This is a genomic window from Actinospineispora spinosispora DSM 44797 (assembly GCF_000429025.1).
Lineage (GTDB): Bacteria > Actinomycetota > Actinomycetes > Mycobacteriales > Pseudonocardiaceae > Pseudonocardia > Pseudonocardia spinosispora.
Genome location: NZ_KE386835.1, coordinates 628,159 through 649,485, shown reverse-complemented (window position 1 = coordinate 649,485; position 21,327 = coordinate 628,159). Strand labels below are relative to the sequence as shown.

The window sequence follows — 21,327 nt, the reverse complement described above, 5'->3', positions numbered from 1 at the left end:
TGGTCAGGATGCGGGGCTGGTGAGCAGGACCGTTCCGGTCCTGCCCGGACGGCGGACGTGGGCGAGCGCGTCGAGGTAGTCGGCGAGGTCGTGGGTCCCGGCGACCGCGAACAGCTCCGGGTCGGTCTGGGCGAGGCGGCGGGCGAACGCGACGTCCTCGGCCCGCTCGGCCGGCTCGCGTCCCAGCCAGTGGCCCACCGACACGCCCCGCACGGTCAACCCGCGCGGCGTCAGCGCCAACGAGTCCAGCGCCGTCGTACCCGCGCCGAGCCGGCCGTAGGTGATCAACGTGCCGCCGTCGGCGAGCAGCGCGACCAGGTCGCCGGTCAGCTCGCCGCCCACCGCGTCGAGCACCGTCGGCGGTCCCTGTCCGCCCGCCGCGGCCCTGACCTGCTCGCGCCAGCCGTCCCACGACGTCGAGATGGCCGGAAGGGCGGGGAAGCGGTCGCGCAGCGCGGCCGCCCCGGCGTCGCTCCGGACCAGGTTGATCACCGGAAAGCCGTGGCGCAGCGCGGCGGAGCTGACCAGTGCGCCGATCGAGGAACCTGCCGCGGTCTGCAGCAGCGGGCGACCGGGAACGCCCGCGCCCGCGTCCCGAACCGCTCGCAGCAGCATCGTCAGGGTCAGCGGGTTGACCAGCATCAGCGCGGCCACCGAGTCGCTGACGTCGTCGGGGACCGGGACCACCAGGTCGGCCGGTGCCGTGACGTACTCGCTCCACGCCCCGGGCACGGGGAAGAACGCCACCCGCGTGCCCGGTGCGAGTCCGTCGGCGGCGGTGGCCTCGACGACGCCGTAACCCTCCAGGCCCGGCGAGCGCGGCGGGTCGAAAGTGGCACTGGGCAGGCCGGGGAAGCCCTCGATACCCGCGAGGTCGCCCGGGTGGACCGGTCGGGCGAGGACGCGGATCACCACCTGCCCCGGTGCCGGGGCGCCGGGCGGATCGGTGGTCTCCAGGCGCAGGACCCGCGACGGGTCGCCCTGACGGTCGCACACGATGGTGCGCATGGCGGTCACAGCCTTATTAATGTTGCTCGTCATTAATAGTATGATTACAGCCATCATCAAAAGATGGCAAGCCGGGAGTGGGACATGCCACGCATCACCCAGACGGAGAAGGCGCACAACCGCCAGCGGATCGTGGACGCCGCGAGCCGCCTGTTCCGTTGCCGAGGCATCGACGCGGTGGGCATCGCCGACCTGATGAAGGCCGCCGGGCTCACCCACGGCGGGTTCTACAACCACTTCGCGTCGAAGGACGCCCTGGTGACGGAGGTGTGTGACGCGGCGTTCGCGGACTCGCTCGGCCTACTGGCCGACCTGCTCTGTCAGGACGCCGAGGGCGAGCCCCTGGCGCGGGTCGTGGACGACTACCTGTCTCCCGCCCACCGGGACGCCGTCGACGGCGGCTGTCCCTCGGCGTCCCTCGTGGGCGGTGTCCGTATCCAGAGCGATCAGGTCCAGGCCGCCTACGCGCGGGGCGTGGAGGGCTATCTGACCGGTTTCGCCGACCAGATCACCCGGGATGCGGCGCGGAACGGGCAGGACCTCGACCCCGCCGAAGCCCGGCATCAGGCCGTCCGGCTGTTCAGCGAACTGGTCGGCGCGATGGTGCTGTCCCGCGCCGTGCGCCGGGTCGAGCCCACGCTCTCCGACGAGTTCCTCCGCCTGGCCGAGTACACCCGCACAGCGGCGCGGGCCTGACTGTGTCGCCTCGCAGAGCGTCGCGACATGAAGCTCTGCGAAGCCGGGCTCAGCGGGGCCTCTGCGCGAGGGCGGTCTGGGCGGGCGGGGCGCCTGCCCAGCTGGTCAGGGCTGCGGTCAGGCCGGCCGGGGTCGTGTCGTCGGTCGCCCAGGCGATGACGCCGTCGGGGCGGACCAGCACTCCTGCCGGTTCCGTGCTGGTGTCGGTCACACAGGTCACCCGGTCCGCCCAGGGCGAGGCGATATGGGTGAACGTGGCGCCGGGGGTGCGGTCCAGCAGCAGGAACCCACCTGCGTGGCCGTGGTCGGCCAGGCGGGAGCCGTCGCGTAGCCACAGGTCGGGGACGTAGCGGCCGACCAGGGGATGGTTGCCGGGCAGGTCGATGCGCTGCGCCACGCCGGAGATCTGCTTGACCGCGTACGTCGTGCCGTTCCGGGTGCTCAGCAGGTCGGCGACGACCGCCCGCAGCGCAGCGGACTTGGCGTCACCGCGCAGTACCCCGATCTGCGCCCTCGTCCAGTCCAGCACCCAGGCGCCGAGGGGGCGGCGCTCGGCGTCGTAGGTGTCGAGCAGCCCTTCGGCGGCCCGCCCGGTGACGACGGCGCCGAGCTTCCAGCCGAGGTTCATCGCGTCGCCGAACCCGAGGTTCAGCCCCTGACCGCCGAACGGCGGGTGCACGTGCGCGGCGTCGCCGCCCAGCAGGACTCGCCCGGACCGGTAGGTCGCCGCCTGGCGGCAGTTGTCGGACCAGCGGGTCGCGGGCCCGCGCAGCGCGGTCAGCGTGACGTCGGTCCCCGAGACCCTGCGCAGGCTGGCCTGCAACGCGTCGAGGGTGACCGGCGCGGAGCGGTCCGAGGGGCCGCCGTCGAACTCCGCGGTGACCACCCGGCCCGGGCCGGGGCCACAGCGGTACGTCCCGAGGGGAGACCACGACCACCCGTCCGCGAGCTTCTCCGGGTCGGCGATGTCGACGACCGCCAGGTACCCGGTCAGCTCGGGATCGGTGCCGGGGAAGTCGATGCCGGCCAGCCGTCGCACGGCGCTGTGCCCGCCGTCGCATCCGACGACCCATCCGGTGCGTACCGAGCCCTGGGTGGTGCCGACGAGCACGTCGTCGCCGGTGTCCTCCAGCGCGGTGACCTCCACCCCGCGACGCACGGTCACGCCCAGTCGCGCGACGTGCTCGGCCAGCAGCGCCTCCAGGTCGGGCTGCGGCACCATCCGGGCGCCGTCGACCGAGGTGTGCGCCGCGAGGTCGGGGTCGGCCCAGTCCACGAGGTCGGCGTCGAGGGTCATGCCGGCGAAGTGCCCGGTGAACCGTGCTCCCGATCCGGGCGCGAACGGCCCCACCCGCTCCAGCGCCCGTCGCTGTACCTGTTCGGCCGCGGCCAGCAGCCCCCTCCGGTCGAGCGCCTCGGCAGTCGGCACGTTGATCGACATCGCCTTGACCGACATGTCCGGCTCGGTCCGTCGCTCGACGATCTGCACCGTCGCGCCGGCCAGCGCCAGCTCAGCGGCGAGCGCGAGGCCCACCGGTCCGGCGCCGACCACGGTCACGTCCACATCAGTCATCACGAACACCGTTCTATCTACGAACAGCGTTCGTGTCAAGCTAAGGTGACGGGGTGAATCCGAGAGAGCGGCGCGCGGCGCGCCACCGGCCGTCGACCTCCGAGAGTGATGTCAGGCCGCGGCGCCGCACGACTCCGATCACTCCCGCGCAGGTCATCGACGTCGCTCTCGGTCTCGTCGCGGGGCAGGGGTACGAGGCGCTGACCATGCGCAGGCTGGCCGACGCGCTCGACACCGGACCCGCGTCGCTGTACGCCCACGTGGTCAACAAGGCCGACCTCGACGAGCTGCTGATCGGGCGGCTGTGTGCCGAGCTCGTACTGCCCGAGCCCGAGCCCGCCGCCTGGCGGGAGCAGGTTCGCGACGTGTGTACCCAGCTGCGTGACCGGTATCTGGCCTACCCCGGGATCTCCCGCGCGGCGCTCGCCATGGCGCCCACCGACCTGGAGGTCCTGCGGGTCAACGAGGGGCTGCTGGCCATCATGCTGGCCGGCGGGGTCACGCCCCGGAGTGCCGCGTGGGCGATCGACGCGCTCCTGCTGTACGTGGCGGCGTACTGCCTCGAGGTGTCGATCGCGCGCCAGAGGTCGACCGGTGACGACGACGCGTGGGTGCACGACCGCGCTGAGCTGCTCCGTCGATTCGCCGCTCTACCTGCCGAAACGTTCCCGCACACGACCCGCAACGCCGCCGACCTCACGGCGGGCGAGGGGCACGAGCGGTTCGAGTTCACGCTCGCGCTGATGACCGACGGGCTCTAGCCGACGGCTGTGGCGGGTCACAACGGGAGGGTGGCCCAACTGTGCGGTGGGCCTAACCCGCGGGGCCGTTCGGGGGGACACAGCTGTGATCAGAATTAAACTAGAATTTAGCGGATATATCTTCTAGCGACAGAGTAAATCGTCGCATGGAATTGAGGTCCCGCACATGAGTCGGGCACACAGTATGGAGGCGACCGGCGAAAAGCGGGCAGCCGTGACGCCGAAGATCAGTAAGGGATTGCGCTCTCTGCAAGGAGCGGCGAGCCGGCCGCTGCAGCAAGCGGGGGAGATGTTCCAGCTTCTCCTCGAGGTCGTCGTCAGCGCGGTCACCAAGCCGACCGGCTACTGGGGCGACGTACGCGAGCAGATGTTCGACATCCTCAAGCTCTGCTGGCTGCCGATGATCATTTCGACCACCGCGTTCGGGTTCGGCGCGCCCGGTCTGCAGGGTGGCAACATCTTCCTGCTGTTCGGCATGCCTGAGCGGCTGGGCTCGTTCTTCCTGATGGCGAGCGTGCGCGAGTTCGCGCCGTGGATCAACGCCATGGTCGTGGCCGGCGTGATGGGTACCGCGATCGCGGCGGACCTGGGCGCCCGGCGGATCCGCGAGGAGTTCGACGCCATGGAGGTCCTCGGCGTCGACCCGGTCCGGTCGATCATTCTTCCGCGCGTCATCGCGCTGACGATCATGACCGGTCTGATGGACGTCGTGGCGCTGTCGTTCGGCGTGTTCGGTGGCCTGTTGGCGTCCTGGGAACTTGACGCCAACCCCAGCGCCTATTTCGGCAATTTCTGGAACAACGCGACCACGACGGACATGTGGTGCAGCGTCGTCAAAACAGCATTGTTCGGCGTCATTATCGGCGTTGTCTGCTGCTACAAGGGCTATCGCGCCGAGGGTGGTCCGATCGGTGTGGGTCGAGCGGTGAACCAGGCCGTGGTCGTCGCATTCGCCGGTATCTGGATGTTCAACTTCGCGTTCACGGCCCTGATGCTGGGCCTGAACCCCGACATGCAGGTCTACCGGTAGAGGGGCTGAATTCATGACGGTCACAGACGAAGGCCCCAAGACACCGGGCCCGGACAACAAGGCAGCCGCTCCCAAGACGGTCAACACGTCGAACGGAATCGACGGCATCAAGAGCGTCCTGGCCTCGGTCGGTGAGATCGCGCGCTTCTCCGGCAGCGTGATCCGCACCCTGCCGATCGTGCGCAAGTACAGCACCGAGGTCCTGCACCAGGCAGGCGTCCTGATCCTGTCCAGCGGCCTGATCATCTGGGTCATGCAGTTCGTCATCGGACTGCAGTGCGGCACGGAGGCGGCGTACACGCTCAAGCAGATCGGCGCGCCGATCTACTCGGGTGTGTTCAACGCCTGGTGCGGCATCCGGGAGATGGCCCCGTACATGTGGGGCTACATCTTCGCCGCGAAGGTCGGCTGCGGCATGGTCGCGGAGATCGGCTCGATGCGGATCTCCGACGAGGTCGACGCACTGGAGGTCATGGGCGTCGAGTCCAAGCCCTACCTGATCGGCACTCGCGTGCTCGCGGTGTGGATCGCCATGCCGTTCCTCTACACGGTCGGCCTCGGCGTCATGTACACCGCCGAGTACCTGATCACCGTGGTGAACCTCGGCGGCGTGTCCTCGGGTGGTTACCTGTACATCTTCTGGCTCTTCCAGAACCCGTTGGACTTCCTCTACTCGATGATCAAGATCATGTCGATGGGTACGGTCATCACGTTCGTCGGCTGCTACTACGGCTATACGGCCCGGGGCGGCTCGGTCGGGGTGGGGCGAAATACCGCGAAATCGATGATGCTCAACATGGTGTTGATCCACATCATCGGTGTGCTCGGGACCCAGCTGTTCTGGGGTCTGTCGCCGAATGCGCCGATCGCCAACTGAACACGGCCCCTGCCCGGCGCGAGCCGGGCAGCCTTCTCGGCCGGAGGCGTCTCCGGCGACTGTGCACACCTTCGTGCTGCGTCGCACATGTTCGGACATGTGCGACGCAGCACGAACGCATGCAAAGTGGGCACCGCTGGTTGCCGACTAGCTGAACAGGGCGCCGATCCGCTCGGCGGCGAGCTGGCCGCTGCGCACCGCGCCCTCGACCCAGGGCGCGGTCATGTGGTCACCCGCCAGGTCGATCCGCCCGGCCGGTAGCTGTGTCCGGGCCGAGGCGAGCCGGCGGATCGAGCCGGGTCCGAAGGTCGGCGTGTACGGATGATGGCGCATCACGACCCGCTCGGTGACCTGGCCGACCAGCTCGGGATGCAGCTTCTCGGCCTCGGTCTGCAACCGGTCGGCGAGCTCGGCGTCGTCGAGCCGCTCCGCTCCCGCCGACGGGGACGCGGTGACCAGCAGCAGCCCGCCCCGCTCCGCCCATGTGTTGGCGTAGTAGATGCCACCGAGGACACCGCCGTTGACCTCGGGTTCGGTGACGACCTCCATGCCCACCGGCTTTCCGCCCGCGTTCATCCAGACCCGGCCCTGGGTGCGCAGGTAGACGTAGTCGATGCGGGAGTAGCCCATGGACGTGAGGTGCGCGCGCACGGCGTCAGGTGCGTGCGGCCACAGTCGCGCGGCCTCGTCGGCCGGGACGGCGAGGATGCACGCGCCCGCGCGCACCGGTTCCGCTCCTTCGAGGTGGACCGTGACGCCCTCGGCGGTCTCCTCGATCCGCTCGACCGTCGTGCCGGTGCGGACCTCCAGCTCCGACGCGATCGCGTCCGTCAGCCTGCCGATGCCGCCGCGAACCTCGCGCAGCTCGCCCTTGTACATGTGCAGCTGCATGGCGAGCATGGCGAACGAGAGCCGGTCGGTCGGGGTGCCCCAGAGGAACTCGTGGGGTCCGGCGGTGAAGTAGGTCGCGGCGCGCCGGGTCAGCCCCGCCGAGGCCGAGCGGGTGTCGAGCCGGGCGAGCGTGGTCAGGTCGCCGAGGTCGGCTGGTCGGGTGAGCAGTGCGGGCGCCGCGGCACGCAGGATCGACAGGCGGTCTTTCCAGGTCAGCGCCCCGAACCGGAGCGGCCCGGTCAGCGAGCCGTAGTCGACGTGTTCCCAGCCGCCGTGGTGGCGGACCGCGCAGCCGAACCCGGTCTCCGTGGCGACCACGTCGTCGGCGAGCCCGACCTCGTCGAGCAGCCCGAGCATCGCGCGATAGCCGTGCGTGTGGAAGATGCCGCCGTGTTCGAGGTACACGCCCGGTCGTCGCTCGGTCTGGATCCGCCCGCCGACGTGCGCGTCGCGTTCGAGTATCAGCGTGGACAGACCCCGCGCGGCCAGCCGCCGCGCGGCGCTCAGGCCCGCGATTCCCGCGCCCACCACCACGACGTCGACGTCCCCGGGAGCCGTGTTCATGACAGAACAACCTACGAGGCCCTGACCTCGGTCGCGCCTGCCATGGGGGCGGTATTTCCCTCCCGATGGGAGGGCACGCTCACGCCGGGAGGACGTCCGCGTACACGAAGCCGTCGCGGTCGGTGATGTCGCCGACCCGGACGTCCAGCGGGTGAGCGAAGTCCGGGCCGTCGACGACGAACGTGTGGAACTCCCCGTTCTCGCCACACGGATCGACACCCGGCGGGAGGCCGTCCACCAGCGTCCGGTCGTACCAGCGCCCGGCCAGCTCGCGCGGCGCCTGCCTCGGATCGACGCAGGTGATGACCGCCCGGATGCCACTGCGCAGCACCTGGCCGGCCAGCTCGGTGGTCGGCCGTTCCCACAGCGGGAAGACCGCGGTCAGACCGGTGCCGGCCAGCGACTGCTCACGGTAGGCACGGATGTCCGCGAGGTACAGGTCCCCGAACGCCAGCAGTCGCGCGCCGGAGTCCTTGGCCGCCGCGAGCGCCGGGGACATGCGTTGTTCGTAGACCTCGTTCGGGCACGGCCACGGCAGCTCGACCAGATGCAGCGGCAGCCCGAGCGCGTCGGCCTGCGCCTCCACCAGCGCGCGGCGCACCCCGTGCATGGCGACGCGGTCCGCCTCGACGTCGAGCGTCGTGACCAGACCGGTCACCTCGCGGTCACCCGAGGCGCGCAGCTCGTGCAGCGCCAGCGCGCTGTCCTTGCCGCTCGACCAGCTCAACCAGGCCTGCTCCACGCGTCACTCCGTCCCCGCGAGCGCGCCGAGGAGCAGCGCCTGCGCGGCGGCGTAGGTGAGCAGCACGAACGCCTCACCGGCGCGGCGTCCCGCCGAACCCGGCGACAGTCGTCCGCTGAGCATGATCGCGCTGTCCGAGGCGAAGAACAGGGCCGCGCCCGCCCTGGCCGGGCCGCCCGCGTCGATGCCGAGCGACACCATCGCGGCGAGCGTCAGCCCGTAGCCGACGAGCACGGGGTCCGGTCCGTCCTGGCCTGCCGAGTCGACCGCCGCGAGGCCCAGCAGTACGGCGAGCACCGGGACGGCGACGCGGGGCCGCACCCGTGCCCCGGCTCCGGCGAGCAGCGCGGAGTAGCCGATCTGCTGGACCGTGAAGCCCGCCGCGCCCAGCCGCAGGAACCGGTGGGCGTCGGTCTGCCCGGCGACCAGGCAGCGCTCGTCGTAGCGCAACATGAACCAGTCGCCGACCGTGGCGCCGGCGCCCGCGACAACCAGAGCGCTCCGGCGGCGTCGAGACCGAGCCAGCGCACCGGCCAGCAGCGACGGCACGATGATCGGCTTGCTGAACCGCTGCCGGTCGTGACGATGGGTGGCGCCCGCGATGACCGCCGCCGCGGTCAGTGCTCCGGTGAGGAGAAGCTCCGTGCGCCGTGACGTCATCGGTCTCAGCGTACTCGGCCTGACTTATCGCGATAAGTACTGTTATGCTGTTCGGGTGATCGGATACCGGGAGATCGCGGACTCGCTCCGGGCACGGATCCGCGCGGGCGAGTTCCCCGTCGGCGCGAGGCTTCCCGGCATCAGTGCGCTTCAGGCCGAGTACGGCGACTCGGCGCTCAACACCGTCCGGGCGGCTCAGCAGGTACTGGTCAAGGAGGGCATGCTGGCCACCAGGCGTGGCGTCGGTGCCTTCGTGACCAGGGTCGATCCGGTCGAGGACGTCGATGTCCTCGGCACGCTCCGGCAGGCGGGCGCCGCGCTCGGGCTGGCGATCGCCGCGTTGGAGGCCTCCGGTGTTCAGCCGGCGGCGGTGGTCGCGCCTGGCGACCAGGACGAGCCCGAGCCGGAGGCGGGCCTGACCACGCGCCGGGGTCAGATTCTCGCCGCCGCGTGCCGGGTGATCGCCCGGTACGGGGTGCGCGGGCTGCGCATCGAGGCGGTAGCCGAGGAGGCCGGGGTCTCCACGGCACTGATCTACCACCACTTCGGTGACCGATCCGGGCTGGTCACCCACGCGATGATGGACATCAACGAGCGGCTGGCCACCCGGTCGGAGTCGCCGGCCGGCGGCACCGGCAGGCAGCGGCTGATGCGCCGGATGGTCAACGAGTTCAGCGACGAGGGCCGGACGAGGGAGAACTCGGCGGTCTGGGGCGAGATTCGAGGGGCCGCCGTCTTCGACGAGAAACTGCGCCCCACCAGCCGCGACGCGACCGAGCACTGGGTGGGTCAGCTCGCCGAACTCATCGCGCAGGGGCGGGCCGACGGCAGCCTCGCCCGCGAGGTCGACCCCCGGGATGTGGCGACCAGGCTGACCGCGATGGTCGAGGGACTCAGTAACCGGTGGCTGGCCGGGCTCATGACCACCGAGGAGGCGCACCGCCACATCGCCGCGACCGTGTCCGTCGAGCTGGACTGAAACGGAGTATTGACTGAAATTTTAGTTAGTGCCTACACTCCTGAGGTCCCAACGCCGGGAGAGACCGAGGTAGGCCATGCTCGAGCGACCTCACAGCACCCCTGACCGGTTCGGCACGGTGGAGCAGGCCGGAGTCGAGTTCATCCCGGACGGCGAGCGCGAGTCGGGCCCGCGCAACCTGTTCACCGTCTTCTTCAGCGCGAACCTCGCGTTCGGTGTCATCCTGTTCGGCTGGCTGCCGGTCACCTACGGGCTGAGCTTCGTCGACGCGGTCAGCTCCAGCCTGGTCGGCATCACGATCGGCGTGCTGCTGGTGGCGCCGCTCGGGCTCATCGGGCCGCGAACCGGTACCAGCACCCCGGTGTCGAGCGGTGCGCACTTCGGTGTCACCGGGCGGCTCGTCGGGTCGAGCCTGTCGCTCATGTTCGCGCTCGCCTACGCCGCCGTCGCGGTCTGGATCTCCGGGGACGCGCTGGTCGCTGTCGGTCATCGGCTGCTCGGGCTGTCCTCGGGTGAGGGCGTGCGGGCCGTCGCGTACGGCCTCATCGTCATCGAGATCGTCGTCGTGGCGCTGTACGGGCACGGGACGGTCGTGGCGATGCAGCGTTTTGTCCTGCCCGTCGTCGGCGCGATCCTGCTGCTCGGCGTGTTCGCGTTCGCATCCGGATTCCGGGCGGTCCCGGAAGGCACCGGCCACTACCTGCTGGGCGGGTTCTGGTCGACCTGGGTGTTCGCCGTCGTCATGGGCATCGGCGGCCCGCTGTCCTACGCCGTGGCGATGGGGGACTACTGCAGGCGGGTCAGCCGCCGCCACGGCGACCGGCGGACCCTGCTCGCCTGCGGCGGAGGGCTGTTCCTCGGACTGTCGTCGACCTCGGTGTTCGGGTCGTTCACCGCGACCGCGTTCGGCGGCCTCACCGGCTCCTACGTGGAGAACCTGGTGACGGTCGCGCCCACCTGGTACGTGCTGCCGATCCTGGTGATCGCGCTGGCCGGGGGACTGGGGCAGGGCGTGATGAACGTGTACTCCAGCGGGCTCGACCTCACCGCCTTCATCCCCCGGCTGCGCCGCGTGCACACCACCCTGATCACCTCGGTCGCCGCGCTCGCGCTCGTGTATCTGGGCGCCGTCGCCACCGCCGCGGTCGACTCGATCACCGCGATGACGGTGGTGCTCAACGCGTTCACCGGGCCCTGGGTGGTCATCGTGCTGATCGGGTTCCTGCGTACCCGTCACCACGGCTACGACCCTGCTGACCTGCAGGTCTTCAACGAGCGGCGGCGGGGTGGCCGGTACTGGTTCACCGGCGGCTGGAACCTGCGCGCGATCGTCCCGTTCTTCCTCGGCTCCGGCTTCGGGCTGCTCGCGGTGGACAGCACGCTCTATCGGGGACCCCTCGCCGGGCTCGCCGGCGGGATCGACCTGTCGGTGTCCGGCTCGCTGATCATCGCCGCCGTCGGCTATCTCGTCGCCATCCGGCTGTGGCCGGAACACACTGTCATCGGGCAAGGAGTACGCACATGAGGACCATCACCAACCTGAACCCGCCCGAGTCGCTCGCGCGCGGCTCGCGGTCGCGGAGGGCGCCGTTGCGGGTCGGGCTCGTCCAGCACCGCTGGGACGCCGACGTCGATGCTCTCGAAGAACGGCTGACCGAGGCCGTCGGCGCCGCGGCGCGCGAGGGCGCGGCCGCGGTGTTCCTGCCCGAGCTGACCCTGTCGCGCTACCCGGCGTCGGTACGGGGCGGCTCCGAGGCGTGGCGCGGCGCGGAGGATCTGCACTCCGGACGGACGTACGCGTTCGCCGCCCGCGCGGCCAAGCAGCACGGGGTCCTCGTGCATGTCTCGCTCTACGAACGGGCCGACGCGGGCGACGGCCTCGGGCTCAATACGGCGATCCTCGTCGGCGCGGACGGTGAGCTGATCGGACGGACCAGGAAGCTGCACATCCCGGTCAGCCCCGGCTACCACGAGGACACCTACTTCCGTCCCGGGGACGCCGCCGACCCGTACCCGGTCTACCGCCCCTCGGCGCTCGACGGCACCGCGATCGGCCTGCCGACCTGCTGGGACGAGTGGTTCCCCGAGGTCGCGCGCAGCTACTCGCTCGCGGGCGCCGAGGTGCTCGTCTACCCGACCGCGATCGGTTCCGAGCCCACCTTCCCCGCGTTCGACACGCAGCCGCTGTGGCAGCAGGTGATCGTCGCCAACGGGATCACCTCGGGGACCTTCATGGTCGTGCCCAACCGCACGGGCGACGAGGGCGACCTGACGTTCTACGGTTCGTCGTTCATCTCCGACCCGTACGGCCGGGTCCTGGTAGCCGCCCCGCGCGACGAGGAGGCGGTGCTGGTTGCCGACCTGGACCTGGACGCACGCAAGGACTGGCTCGACCTGTTCCCGTTCCTCACCACCCGGCGCCCGGACACCTACGGTTCGCTGACCGAGCCGGTGGACGTCGAGCGTCCGTACGGACGGCAGCCGTCATGACCTGGCGCATGCCCGCCGAGACCGAGCTGCAGGACCGCGTGTGGATGGCGTTCCCCACCTCGGGCTACACACTCGGGGAGACGGCCGCCGAGGCCGAGGAGGCGTACCGGGCGTGGAGCGCGGTGGCGCTCGCCGTCGCGGAGTTCGAGCCGGTCACCATGCTCGCCGACCCGGCTGACCTGGCGGTGGCGCGCCGCTGGGTCGGCACCGCCGTCGAGCTGGTCGAGCATCCGCTGGACGACGCGTGGATGCGCGACATCGGCCCGAGCTTCGTCGTCGGCGAGGACGGCGGGCTCGGCGCGGTCGACTGGCGGTTCAACGGCTGGGGGCAGCAGGACTGGGCCCGCTGGGATCTCGACGCGCTCGTCGGGGCGTCGGTCACGAAGCTGGCCGACGCCGAGCTGGTGGCGTCCGACCTGGTCAACGAGGGTGGCGGAATCCAGGTCGACGGGCTCGGCACGGTCCTGCTGACCGAGACCGTGCAGCTCGACCCGTACCGCAACCCCGGGCTGTCGAAGGCACAGGTCGAGGCCGAGCTGGCACGCACGATCGGCGCGACCAACCCGATCTGGCTGCCCCGGGGCCTGGCCAGGGACGCCGAGCGCTTCGGCACCCGCGGCCACGTGGACATCGTCGCGGCGATTCCCGCACCGGGGACGCTGCTCGTGCACACCCAGCGCGACCCGGCGCACCCGGACCACGAGATCTGCGGTCGTGTCCGGGACACGCTCGCGGCGTCCCGGGACAGTGCGGGCAAGCCCTGGACTCTCGTCGACCTGCCCGCGCCGAGCGTGCTGCGCGACGAGGAGGGCTGGGTCGACTACAGTTACGTCAACCACCTGGTCGTCAACGGGGGCGTGATCGCCTGTTCCTTCGACGATCCGGTGGACGCCGAGGCGGCCGAGGTCCTGGCCGAGGTGTATCCGGGCCGCGAGGTCGTGACGGTCGACGCGCGCCCGATCTTCGCCCAGGGCGGCGGTATCCACTGCATCACCCAGCAGCAACCCCGGGCGAGGTGAGCAGTGCGCTACGTCAACGGACGGCTGTTCACCTGCGACGACGGGCAGCCGTGGGCGCAGGCTCTCGTCGTCGAGGGCGACCGCATCGGGTACGTCGGCTCGACGGCGGGCGCGCGGGAGTACGCCCCGGCCGCCGCCGAGGTCGACCTCGGCGGCGCGACCGTGCTGCCCGGGTTCGTCGACGGCCATGCGCACCTGCTGATGACGGGTGAAGCGCAGCTGCGTGCCCATCTGACCGACGCAGGCGACCTCGGTGAGATTCAGCGCAGGCTGCGCGCCTGGGCGAAGGAGAACCCCGACGCGCCCCGCGTGCTCGGCCGGGGCTGGCTGTACGACGCGGTTCCGGACGGGACACCGTCCCGGCACATGCTCGACGACGTCGCCCCCGACCGGCCGGTCTACCTCGATGCGAACGACTACCACTCCGCCTGGGTCAACACCGCCGCGCTGGCCGAGCTGGGCATCACCTCGGCCACCCCCGACCCGGTCGGTGGCCGGATCGCGCGGGACCCGCTGACCGGCGAACCGACCGGGCACCTGATCGAGACCGCCGCGCTGGAGATCGTGTGGCCGTTCCTGGACTCCGTCCGGAGCGATACCGACGCCGACCGCGCTCTCGCCGCCGCCGTCGACGCCTTCCTCACGGCCGGTGTCACCGGTGCGGTCGACATGGCACTCGACGAAGCCGGACTGGCGGCGATGGTGCGGGCCGGTGACCTCGGCCTGCGGGTCGCGGCGCACTGGCTGATCCAACGCGGCGGCGACGCACTCGCGCAGGTCCGTAGGGCGGCCGAGCTCGCGGCCGAGCACCGCTCGCCGTGGCTGCGGGTCACCGGGGTCAAGTTCATCGTGGACGGGGTCATCGACGGCTGCACCGCGAGCATGACCGCGCCGTACGCCGACGGTTCGAACGCCGACCCGATCTGGGACCTCGACGCGCTCGCGCCCGCGGTGGCCGCCGCCGACGCCGCCGGGCTGCAGGTCGCGCTGCACGCGATCGGTGACCAGGCGGTCCGCATCGCGCTCGACGCTCTCGAATACGCCGCCGGGGTCAACGGCCCGAAACCCAGGCGTCATCGCATCGAGCACCTCGAGTACGTCGACGAAGCCGACGTGCCCCGGCTCGCCGAGCTGGGGGTCACCGCCTCGATGCAACCGGTCCACGCCGATCCGGCGATCCGGCCCAACTGGGCGGCGATGCTCGGCGACGCACGGGCTGAGCGGGGTTTCGCCTGGCCGGAGATGACCCGGGCGGGTGCGCGCCTGGCGTTCGGCACCGACGCGCCGACCGCGCCGCACGCCGCGCTGCCGAACATGTTCATCGCAGGCACCCGCCGATCCGCGCTGTCGCCCGACCTGCCCGCCCTGCAGCCGCACCTCGCGCTGCCGGTCGCGCAGGCGATCATCCACGGCACGGCCGACTCCGCATGGGCCTGCCGCGCCGAGGCGCACCAGGGCCGGCTGCGCGCCGGGCTGCTCGCGGACTTCGTGGTGCTGGACCGCGACCCGTTCGCCGACCCGAACACCCTCCTGCGCACCACCGTGACCAGCACGGTCGTAGGTGGCCGCACGCCCCGCGGCTGACGAACGCCCAGCCCACGACCCGTGAGTGGCAAGTGGTCTCAGAGGACCACTCGCCACTCACGGGGTCCGAGGCCCGCAAACGAGTGATCCTTTTGCGCGGCGGCGGTCGAGTGGCGGTGGTTGCATACGGTATGAGCCTGGAGCGATCACACGACGAGACGGTCAGGGCAGAGGAAGGGAGACTGCGCCGCAACCTCGGCGTCGTCAGCCTGACCGCCATCGGGTTCTCCAACATCGTCGGATCCGGCTGGTTGTTCTCCGCGATGTACGCGGGGCAGATCGCCGGACCGGCCGCGCTGCTGGCCTGGGTCGGCGCCGGCCTGCTGTGCGCGCTCATCGCCATGGTCCTGGTGGAGCTGGGCGCGTCCAGACCGGAGGGCGGCGGCACGGTACGTTGGCCGCTCTACGCCAACGGCCGTCTCGTCGGTTCGATCGTCGGCTGGTCGACGCTGCTGGCGGTCGGCTCGAACACCGCGGAGATCATGGCGATCCTGCAGTACGCGGCGCACTATCTGCCGTGGCTGCTGCACGGCAAGCTTCTGAGCTGGTACGGCGTGCTGTGCGGGGTCGTGCTCGGCGTCCTGCTGACCACGCTCAACTGGTACGGGGTGCAGCTGTTCGGGCGGGTCAACAACCTGATCACGATCTTCAAGATCGGGGTGCCGCTGCTCACCGTCGTCGCGCTGCTGGCGTCCGGTTCCCACGCCGGTCGGCTCACCGACCACGGCGGGTTCGCGCCCTACGGCTACGCGGCGGTGCTGGCCGCGCTGTCCGGCGGCGGGATCATCTACGCGGTCAGCGGCTACCAGGCGCCGGTCGACTTCTCCGGCGAGGCGATCAACCCGCGACGCACGGTGCCGCTGTCGGTCCTGCTGAGCATCGGCCTAGCGGTGCTGACCTACATCGGGCTGCAGGCGGCGTTCCTGTTCACCGTCCCGGACAGCCAGCTGGCGGGCGGCTGGGCAGGCGTGCAGTTCGACTCACCGTTCGGGCAGCTCGCGCTGATCCTGAACCTGTGGTGGCTGTCGGTTCTGCTGTACGCGGACGCGATGGTCTCACCGGGTGGTTCGGGCTTCGTGGGCATCGCGATGAACGCGCGCCACACCTACGCGCTGGCGAAGAACCGGCTGCTGCCCACCTACTTCATGCGGGTGCACGACGGTTCCGGCATCCCCCGGCGGGCGCTCGCACTGAACCTGGCGATCCTGGTCGTGCTGCTGCTGCCGTTCGGCGGCTGGCAGGACATCGTCAGCGTCATGGGCACGATGTACCTGATGCTGTACTCGTCGGCCGCCGTGGCCGCCGCCGTGTTCGCCAGGGTCGAACCGGAGCGGTTGTCCGGCTGGGTGCCCGGGCTGCCGTGGATCGCGCCGCTCAGCTTCGTCGCCGCCACCGAGTGCGTGTACTGGTCCGGCTGGGACGAGCTGCGCTTCGCATTGCCGCTGCTGCTGTTCGGCGTCCCGCTGTTCCTGCGGACCTGGTACGCCGACCGCGACTTCCCGCTGCTCGCCGAGCTGCGCAAGGGCGGTTGGCTGGTCGGTTACCTGATCGTGCTGACCCTGCTGTCCTGGCTCGGCACGTTCAAGGGATCCGGCTACCTCCCGGCGCCCTACGACTCGATCCTGGTCGCCGTTCTGGCCATCGTGGTGTTCCGGCTCGCCGTGCGATCCGGAGCGGCGCACCTCACGGCGAACCCGTCGCCACTGATGGCCACCGACCGGCCGGCCTGACTCAGCCGATACCGAGCAGCGTGTCGGTGAGGGTGTCGGTCAGCTTGTCGACGGCATCCGGGTTGTCGAAGTCCTCGTCGAAGTCGCTGTCGTCGGAATCGTCGGAGCTGGACCGAGTCGCGTGGCCTCGGTGCTCGGACGCGCTGTCCTCGCGGTGCGCCCGGGGCGACTCGACGACCGGCTTGTGCTCGGTGGTGGCGCTCGACGCGGCGGGCGTGCTCTTCTGGCCGGCGGCGGGCGCGGTGTGGGTCGGGTTCTTGCTCGCTGCCTGACCCGTGGCGGCCGGGGTGGCCTTGGCCTGGTGGTGGGACGGGGTCTGCGCGACCGGCGCCTGATCGATGATCGGCGGGTGCTCGGCGATGTGCAGCTTCGGCGCGGCCGGGTCCAGCCCCGCGATGGTGAGCGCGGTCGCGGGCTCACCCGCGACGTCCGCGATGGCGACCGGCTGCTGGCGGGCGCTGGAGGCGATCACCAACATGCTCGCGGTGCCCAGCACCAGGATGACCCCGGCGATCACGGCGGACATGCCGGCGGGCACCGGCCGGTGCGGACCGAACGCGGGGGCGTGCGCCTCCTGCTCGACGGTCAGCCACTTCGGCTTGGCGATCCACTCGGGCTGGGTCAACCAGCCCGGCTCGTCGAGCGAGGGCCCGTTGACCGACGGCTGGGTCGGCGCGTCCGCCGCCGCGTCCGCGACCCGGGGCGTGACCTCACGCTTCGGGGGCGACCACTGGGTGGGCATCCAGTCGTGAGCGTCCTCGATGGGCTTGCGGGGCTCCATCGGGTCGCGGAACAGGTCGGCGGCGTCATCGGGGGTCTCCGGCGCGGCCAGCTCCTCGATGGCATCCGGCTGCCCGAGCGGCAGCGCGGTGCGCACCGGCAGCTTGCGCAGCTCAGAGCTGGTCGCGGCGCTCACGACACTGTCGTTGATCAGGTCACGCAAGGTGTTGCCGAGTTCGGTCGCGCGGTTCTCGGGGCCGGAGGCGACGCCGTAGAGCATCCAGCCCTGCCCGTCCATCCCGATGAACAGCGACTGGTCGCCGTTCGACCGCGCGATGATCTCCTGGCCCCATGCGCCCTGCTCGGAGCTGACCAGCGCGCCGTCGTCCTTGCGGGCGACGGCGATCTCGTCGGCCATCTCCAGCCACAGGCTCCCGGTCTCGGGGGCGACCAGCACGCTGATGCTGATCCGGCCGGACGGCACGATCAGCTGGATCGAGCACGGGTCCCCGGTCTCGTCGACGTTCTGCAGCTCGGCACCCTCGGGCACCTGGAGCCAGACCGAACCGAGATCGATAGCGCTCTCGCTGTTCTCGGTCGCGGGGTCGGCCTGGTCGGCGACGCGACGCAGGGTCGTCTCCAGGGGCTCGGCCAGCGTGAAGCCTCGGTAGCCGGCCAGCGGCGGGACGACGACTTCCTGGTCCCGGTACGCAGTCTCGATCATTGCACCCTCACCGTCGAAATTTCCGGAGCTCGTGGTTCACACCGTCAACGTCTGTCACATTGATCACTGTTGGGAGAAACGAGCAGGGAGTGACGGAGTTACGGGTGTGACTCACTCATCTGTGTCCGTTCGGACGGCTCAATCGTTGATCCGCACACGTTCTGTACACTCAGTTAAATCGATCTGACGCTCCGTAGTGGCCACATTAGGTGCTCTGACCTGCGCAAATGATCACATCGGTGGGGGTGACGGAGATCCGCTCGGCGAAACACGGGCGTGACACGATCTCTCGGGAAACTCTGTCAAACTTTCTTCGATCTTCGGCGTGTCGCGCGGTGCGTCGCGGGGCATGTCGCGGCCGGCCGTCCAGGCTGAGAGCGTTCACAAGGGCCTCATAGGTCGCACACAGCTGGTCGGCCGACACTGAGTTCGTGAGCCACTCAGCCCAGATTCAGCGCAGGTCGGTCCGGTCCCGCTCCGCGAAGGCAGCCGCGGTGCTCGGTGCCGTGGTGGTGCTCGCCTGCGGTTGCTCCAAGTCGGCACCACCGCCCCCGGCCCCCGGCGAGCAGCCGCCGCAGGCGGGGGCGCAGAAGCAGCTGAACATCTGGCTGACCGGCTACTCCTGGCAGGACAACACGCCGCCCGGTTCGTCGATCGTCGGCGAGCCGGTACTGCACAAGGAAGCGGGCGGCCAGGGCACGTTCGCCGACCCGATCACCGTCGCGGCCCCCGGTCACAAGGGCGACATGGACTGGAAGCCCGGCACGAAGTTCTACCTGCCCACGGTGCAGCGCTACGTGATCGTCGAGGACTCCGGCGCGGCCAAGGCCCCCGACGGCACCGACACCCACCTGGACATGTGGATCGACGGTCAGAGCGGCACCAAGCAGGCGACCGACGACTGCGAGAACAGCTTCACCGGCACCGTGCCCGCGCAGCTGAACCCGCCGGACAACCTGCCGGTCATGGCCGGTCCGATCTTCGCGGCCGGTAAGTGCAACGTCCCGGCGCAGGCCGCCAACATGGGCACCTACCAGGATGCCGGGGGCGATTCCAGCGGCGACTCCGGCGACTCCGATGACTCCGATGACTCCGGCGACGGCGACAGCGGCGGGCACCACTCGCATCACCACGGCCATCACGGCGATGACAACAATGATGATGACGACAACAACAGCTAGTACCCGCTATCCTCGATGAAATGCGCGAGGACTTTCACGGCGAACTGGATCAGCTGCGGGACGAACTGGCCCTGATGTGCGGGCTGGCCTGCTCGGCCATGGAGCGCGCCGTCCAGTCGCTGCTCGACGTCGACCTGTCGCTCGCCGAACAGGTCATCTCCGATGACGACGAGATCGAGCGGCTCGCCATGCAGTGCGATGAGCGAGCCTGCACGCTGCTCGCGCTGCAGTCCCCGGTTGCGCGCGACCTGCGCACCGTCATCAGCGGGCTTCGCGCCGCCGAGAAGATCAAGCGCATGGGTGACCTCGCGCAGCACGTCGCCGAGGTGGTCCGTCGCCGCCACCCGGAGCCGGTCGTGCCGGAGGAGCTCGCCGTCAAGTTCGCCGCGATGGGGCACAATGCGGTCGCCGTCGCCCGGGCGACCCAGCGAGCGATCACCGCGCCGGCCAAGGTCCGCGCGCCCAGCCAGGAACGTGCCGACGACCGGACCGACGAGCTGCAGGCCGAACTGCTCGCTGACGTCAGCCGTGCGGAGTCGGGGTATTCGGTGCGGATCGGGGTGGACGTCGCGTTGGTGGCGCGGTTCATCGAGCGGTTCGCTGATCAGGCTGTGGCTGTCACCCGGCAGTTGGACTACGTCGTTACCGGTGAGCCTCCGCATCAGGTCGTCTAGATCTGCTCGGGTCTTCCTCGGTGGGCCGTCCCCGCTGGCCATCGAGTGTGCTTGGCGTGGCCGCCCGCTCTCAACCCCCGGCTTCGCCGGCCTCGCGCGGGTTCCTGGTTGCACGTAGTTCGGGGGCGAGGTTTCAGGGTTGACAGCGGGCGGCCACGCCAAGTGCTGGCCAGGATCGCGGGGATGGGGTGGTGTGCGTGCACGCCGTAGGCGGTGTGCACGGCTCGCTTCGGGTTGTGGCTTGCTGGCCTGGATATATCACCCTTTTGGCCGAGTCTCTGGCGCCGGTTTTTGTCGGGGGTCGGCCGTAGCGTCTGGGTTGTGGCAGCGGCTGGTGTGGTTCCGGAGGGGTTGGCGTCGATGGCGCCAGGCCCGGAACTCGCCGCTGCCCTGGCTCGGGTTGATCGGTCCTCGGTGTGCAACGGTGACCTGGTCGAGGTGTTGAAGGCTCGGTATCGCCTGCAGGCGCATGTTGCTGCTCAGCTGGCGGCGGACATTGCCGCGTTGGGTGGGCGTGACCCTGAGGTCGATCCGCGTGAGGTCGCCTTTGTGGCCGAGCCGGGCCGGTATGTGGCTGATGAGTTGCGGGTGGCGTTGTCCTGGACCCGGCGCAAATCGGATGCGGAGCTGGATTTCTCCTGGCTGCTGCTCTCGCGCCTGCCCCTGGTCTTCGATGCTCTCGACACGGGATGGATCGACCTGCCCAAAGCCCGCATCTTCGCCACCTACCTCGCCGACCTGCCCGAGGCCCAGCGCACCGAAATATGCGAAGCGGTGCTGCCCAAGACCCCGCCGTGGACCACCGGGAAACTGGCGGCCTACCTGCGCAAGCTGGTCATCGGCTCCGACCCCGACCGTGCACAAGACCTGTACGAGAAGGCGTTCGAGCGCCGCAGCGTGGTCGGCTATCTGAACGAGGACGGCACCGCCACTCTCTCCGCCTCGAACATCGCCCCAGAAGACATGGCCGCCGCCTGCACCCGCGTCAACGCCCTGGCCCGGGCGATCAAACGGGCCGGGTACCCGGCGCGGGTGGATCAGATTCGCGCCGATGTGTTCTGCGGGCTACTCGACGGCACCCTGCACGGTCTAGATCGCGCCGCAATCGTCGCCCACTTCCGCGATGAAGCCCCGGCAGGAAAGCCCCAAGGGATCGAGATCCGCGCCGAACTCGCCACGCTGTTGGAGCTGAGCGAGCGCCCGGGCGAGCTACCCGGGTGGGGACCCATCCTCGCCGGCAACACCCGCCGCACCGTCCTGCAACAACGGGGCGGGTCGTGGACCTTCGCCGTCTGCGACGAACACGGCTACCTCCTGGTGCCCGGGGTCCTGCGCTCCCGCCCGACCCACGCCACCCGAGGGCGTGCCGGTGGCGCGGTCGAGCTGCAGCTCACCGCCGGCTTGTTGGCGGAACTGGTGAAGAA

At 70.4% G+C, this 21,327-nt stretch carries 19 protein-coding genes; 13 read left to right on the top strand and 6 right to left on the bottom strand.

The features are described 5' to 3' along the window. Nucleotides 1–3: 3 nt before the first annotated feature. Complete coding sequence (locus tag G406_RS0136810) at nucleotides 4–1,041, bottom strand: zinc-binding dehydrogenase (RefSeq protein ID WP_211241373.1); 1,038 nt, start codon at nucleotides 1,039–1,041, stop codon at nucleotides 4–6. A gap of 30 nt (nucleotides 1,042–1,071) precedes the next feature. Here G406_RS0136810 and G406_RS52170 point away from each other — a divergent pair, with 30 nt between their 5' ends. Continuing rightward, complete coding sequence (locus tag G406_RS52170) at nucleotides 1,072–1,704, top strand: TetR/AcrR family transcriptional regulator (protein WP_211241372.1); 633 nt, start codon at nucleotides 1,072–1,074, stop codon at nucleotides 1,702–1,704. Between the two features lie 49 nt (nucleotides 1,705–1,753). Here the strand turns inward: G406_RS52170 and G406_RS52165 are convergent, their stop codons facing one another. Then, complete coding sequence (locus G406_RS52165; protein WP_037080595.1) at nucleotides 1,754–3,277, bottom strand: FAD-dependent monooxygenase; 1,524 nt, start codon at nucleotides 3,275–3,277, stop codon at nucleotides 1,754–1,756. A 53-nt stretch (nucleotides 3,278–3,330) separates the two neighbouring features. On the opposite strand from G406_RS52165, the gene G406_RS0136795 reads away from it, so the two are divergent. From G406_RS0136795 to G406_RS0136785, 3 genes are all read left to right on the top strand, one after another. Continuing rightward, nucleotides 3,331–4,038: a TetR/AcrR family transcriptional regulator gene (locus G406_RS0136795; RefSeq protein ID WP_028937714.1), complete on the top strand. Its 708-nt coding sequence runs from the start codon at nucleotides 3,331–3,333 to the stop codon at nucleotides 4,036–4,038. Between the two features lie 184 nt (nucleotides 4,039–4,222). Next, nucleotides 4,223–5,068, top strand: coding sequence for an MlaE family ABC transporter permease (locus G406_RS0136790; RefSeq protein ID WP_245607341.1), 846 nt, complete (start codon nucleotides 4,223–4,225; stop codon nucleotides 5,066–5,068). 13 nt (nucleotides 5,069–5,081) lie between these two features. Further along, entirely contained in the window at nucleotides 5,082–5,945 is an 864-nt protein-coding gene (locus G406_RS0136785) for an ABC transporter permease (RefSeq protein ID WP_084216640.1), read from the top strand. A 147-nt stretch (nucleotides 5,946–6,092) separates the two neighbouring features. Here G406_RS0136785 and G406_RS0136780 read toward each other — a convergent pair whose 3' ends face one another. The 3 genes from G406_RS0136780 to G406_RS52160 all read right to left on the bottom strand — a co-directional run bounded on the left by G406_RS0136780 (nucleotide 6,093) and on the right by G406_RS52160 (nucleotide 8,802). After that, on the bottom strand, nucleotides 6,093–7,400 hold the full coding sequence (locus G406_RS0136780; protein WP_028937711.1) for an NAD(P)/FAD-dependent oxidoreductase: 1,308 nt from the start codon (nucleotides 7,398–7,400) through the stop codon (nucleotides 6,093–6,095). A gap of 79 nt (nucleotides 7,401–7,479) precedes the next feature. Continuing rightward, on the bottom strand, nucleotides 7,480–8,142 hold the full coding sequence (locus G406_RS0136775) for an adenine nucleotide alpha hydrolase (RefSeq protein ID WP_245607340.1): 663 nt from the start codon (nucleotides 8,140–8,142) through the stop codon (nucleotides 7,480–7,482). A 3-nt stretch (nucleotides 8,143–8,145) separates the two neighbouring features. Beyond that, nucleotides 8,146–8,802: a lysoplasmalogenase family protein gene (locus G406_RS52160; protein ID WP_051343164.1), complete on the bottom strand. Its 657-nt coding sequence runs from the start codon at nucleotides 8,800–8,802 to the stop codon at nucleotides 8,146–8,148. 55 nt (nucleotides 8,803–8,857) lie between these two features. Here G406_RS52160 and G406_RS56325 point away from each other — a divergent pair, with 55 nt between their 5' ends. The 6 genes from G406_RS56325 (at nucleotide 8,858) to G406_RS52155 (ending at nucleotide 16,604) form a co-directional block, all read left to right on the top strand. Beyond that, nucleotides 8,858–9,781, top strand: coding sequence for a TetR family transcriptional regulator C-terminal domain-containing protein (locus tag G406_RS56325; RefSeq protein WP_169736860.1), 924 nt, complete (start codon nucleotides 8,858–8,860; stop codon nucleotides 9,779–9,781). Nucleotides 9,782–9,857: 76 nt separating this feature from the next. Continuing rightward, nucleotides 9,858–11,306, top strand: a complete 1,449-nt coding sequence (locus tag G406_RS0136760) for a purine-cytosine permease family protein (RefSeq protein WP_028937708.1) — start codon at nucleotides 9,858–9,860, stop codon at nucleotides 11,304–11,306. Then, complete coding sequence (locus tag G406_RS0136755; protein ID WP_028937707.1) at nucleotides 11,303–12,271, top strand: nitrilase-related carbon-nitrogen hydrolase; 969 nt, start codon at nucleotides 11,303–11,305, stop codon at nucleotides 12,269–12,271. The genes G406_RS0136760 and G406_RS0136755 overlap by 4 nt, the downstream gene beginning before the upstream one ends. After that, nucleotides 12,268–13,290: an agmatine deiminase family protein gene (locus G406_RS0136750; RefSeq protein WP_028937706.1), complete on the top strand. Its 1,023-nt coding sequence runs from the start codon at nucleotides 12,268–12,270 to the stop codon at nucleotides 13,288–13,290. Before G406_RS0136755 ends, G406_RS0136750 begins: the two co-directional genes overlap by 4 nt. A 3-nt stretch (nucleotides 13,291–13,293) precedes the next feature. After that, entirely contained in the window at nucleotides 13,294–14,874 is a 1,581-nt protein-coding gene (locus G406_RS0136745) for an amidohydrolase (protein ID WP_028937705.1), read from the top strand. 131 nt (nucleotides 14,875–15,005) lie between these two features. Then, nucleotides 15,006–16,604, top strand: a complete 1,599-nt coding sequence (locus tag G406_RS52155) for an APC family permease (protein WP_037080325.1) — start codon at nucleotides 15,006–15,008, stop codon at nucleotides 16,602–16,604. Nucleotide 16,605: 1 nt separating this feature from the next. On the opposite strand, the gene G406_RS54915 is transcribed toward G406_RS52155, so the two are convergent. After that, complete coding sequence (locus tag G406_RS54915) at nucleotides 16,606–18,048, bottom strand: DUF3710 domain-containing protein (protein WP_051343163.1); 1,443 nt, start codon at nucleotides 18,046–18,048, stop codon at nucleotides 16,606–16,608. 431 nt (nucleotides 18,049–18,479) lie between these two features. On the opposite strand from G406_RS54915, the gene G406_RS54910 reads away from it, so the two are divergent. The 3 genes from G406_RS54910 to G406_RS52140 form a co-directional block, all read left to right on the top strand. Beyond that, nucleotides 18,480–19,229 (top strand): hypothetical protein, encoded by a 750-nt coding sequence (locus tag G406_RS54910; RefSeq protein ID WP_051343162.1) that lies wholly within the window; start codon nucleotides 18,480–18,482, stop codon nucleotides 19,227–19,229. A 20-nt stretch (nucleotides 19,230–19,249) separates the two neighbouring features. Further along, on the top strand, nucleotides 19,250–19,903 hold the full coding sequence (phoU, locus tag G406_RS0136725) for a phosphate signaling complex protein PhoU (RefSeq protein WP_028937704.1): 654 nt from the start codon (nucleotides 19,250–19,252) through the stop codon (nucleotides 19,901–19,903). A 321-nt stretch (nucleotides 19,904–20,224) separates the two neighbouring features. Next, the coding region (locus G406_RS52140) for a DUF222 domain-containing protein (protein WP_156935337.1) at nucleotides 20,225–21,327 on the top strand (1,103 nt) is incomplete at its 3' end.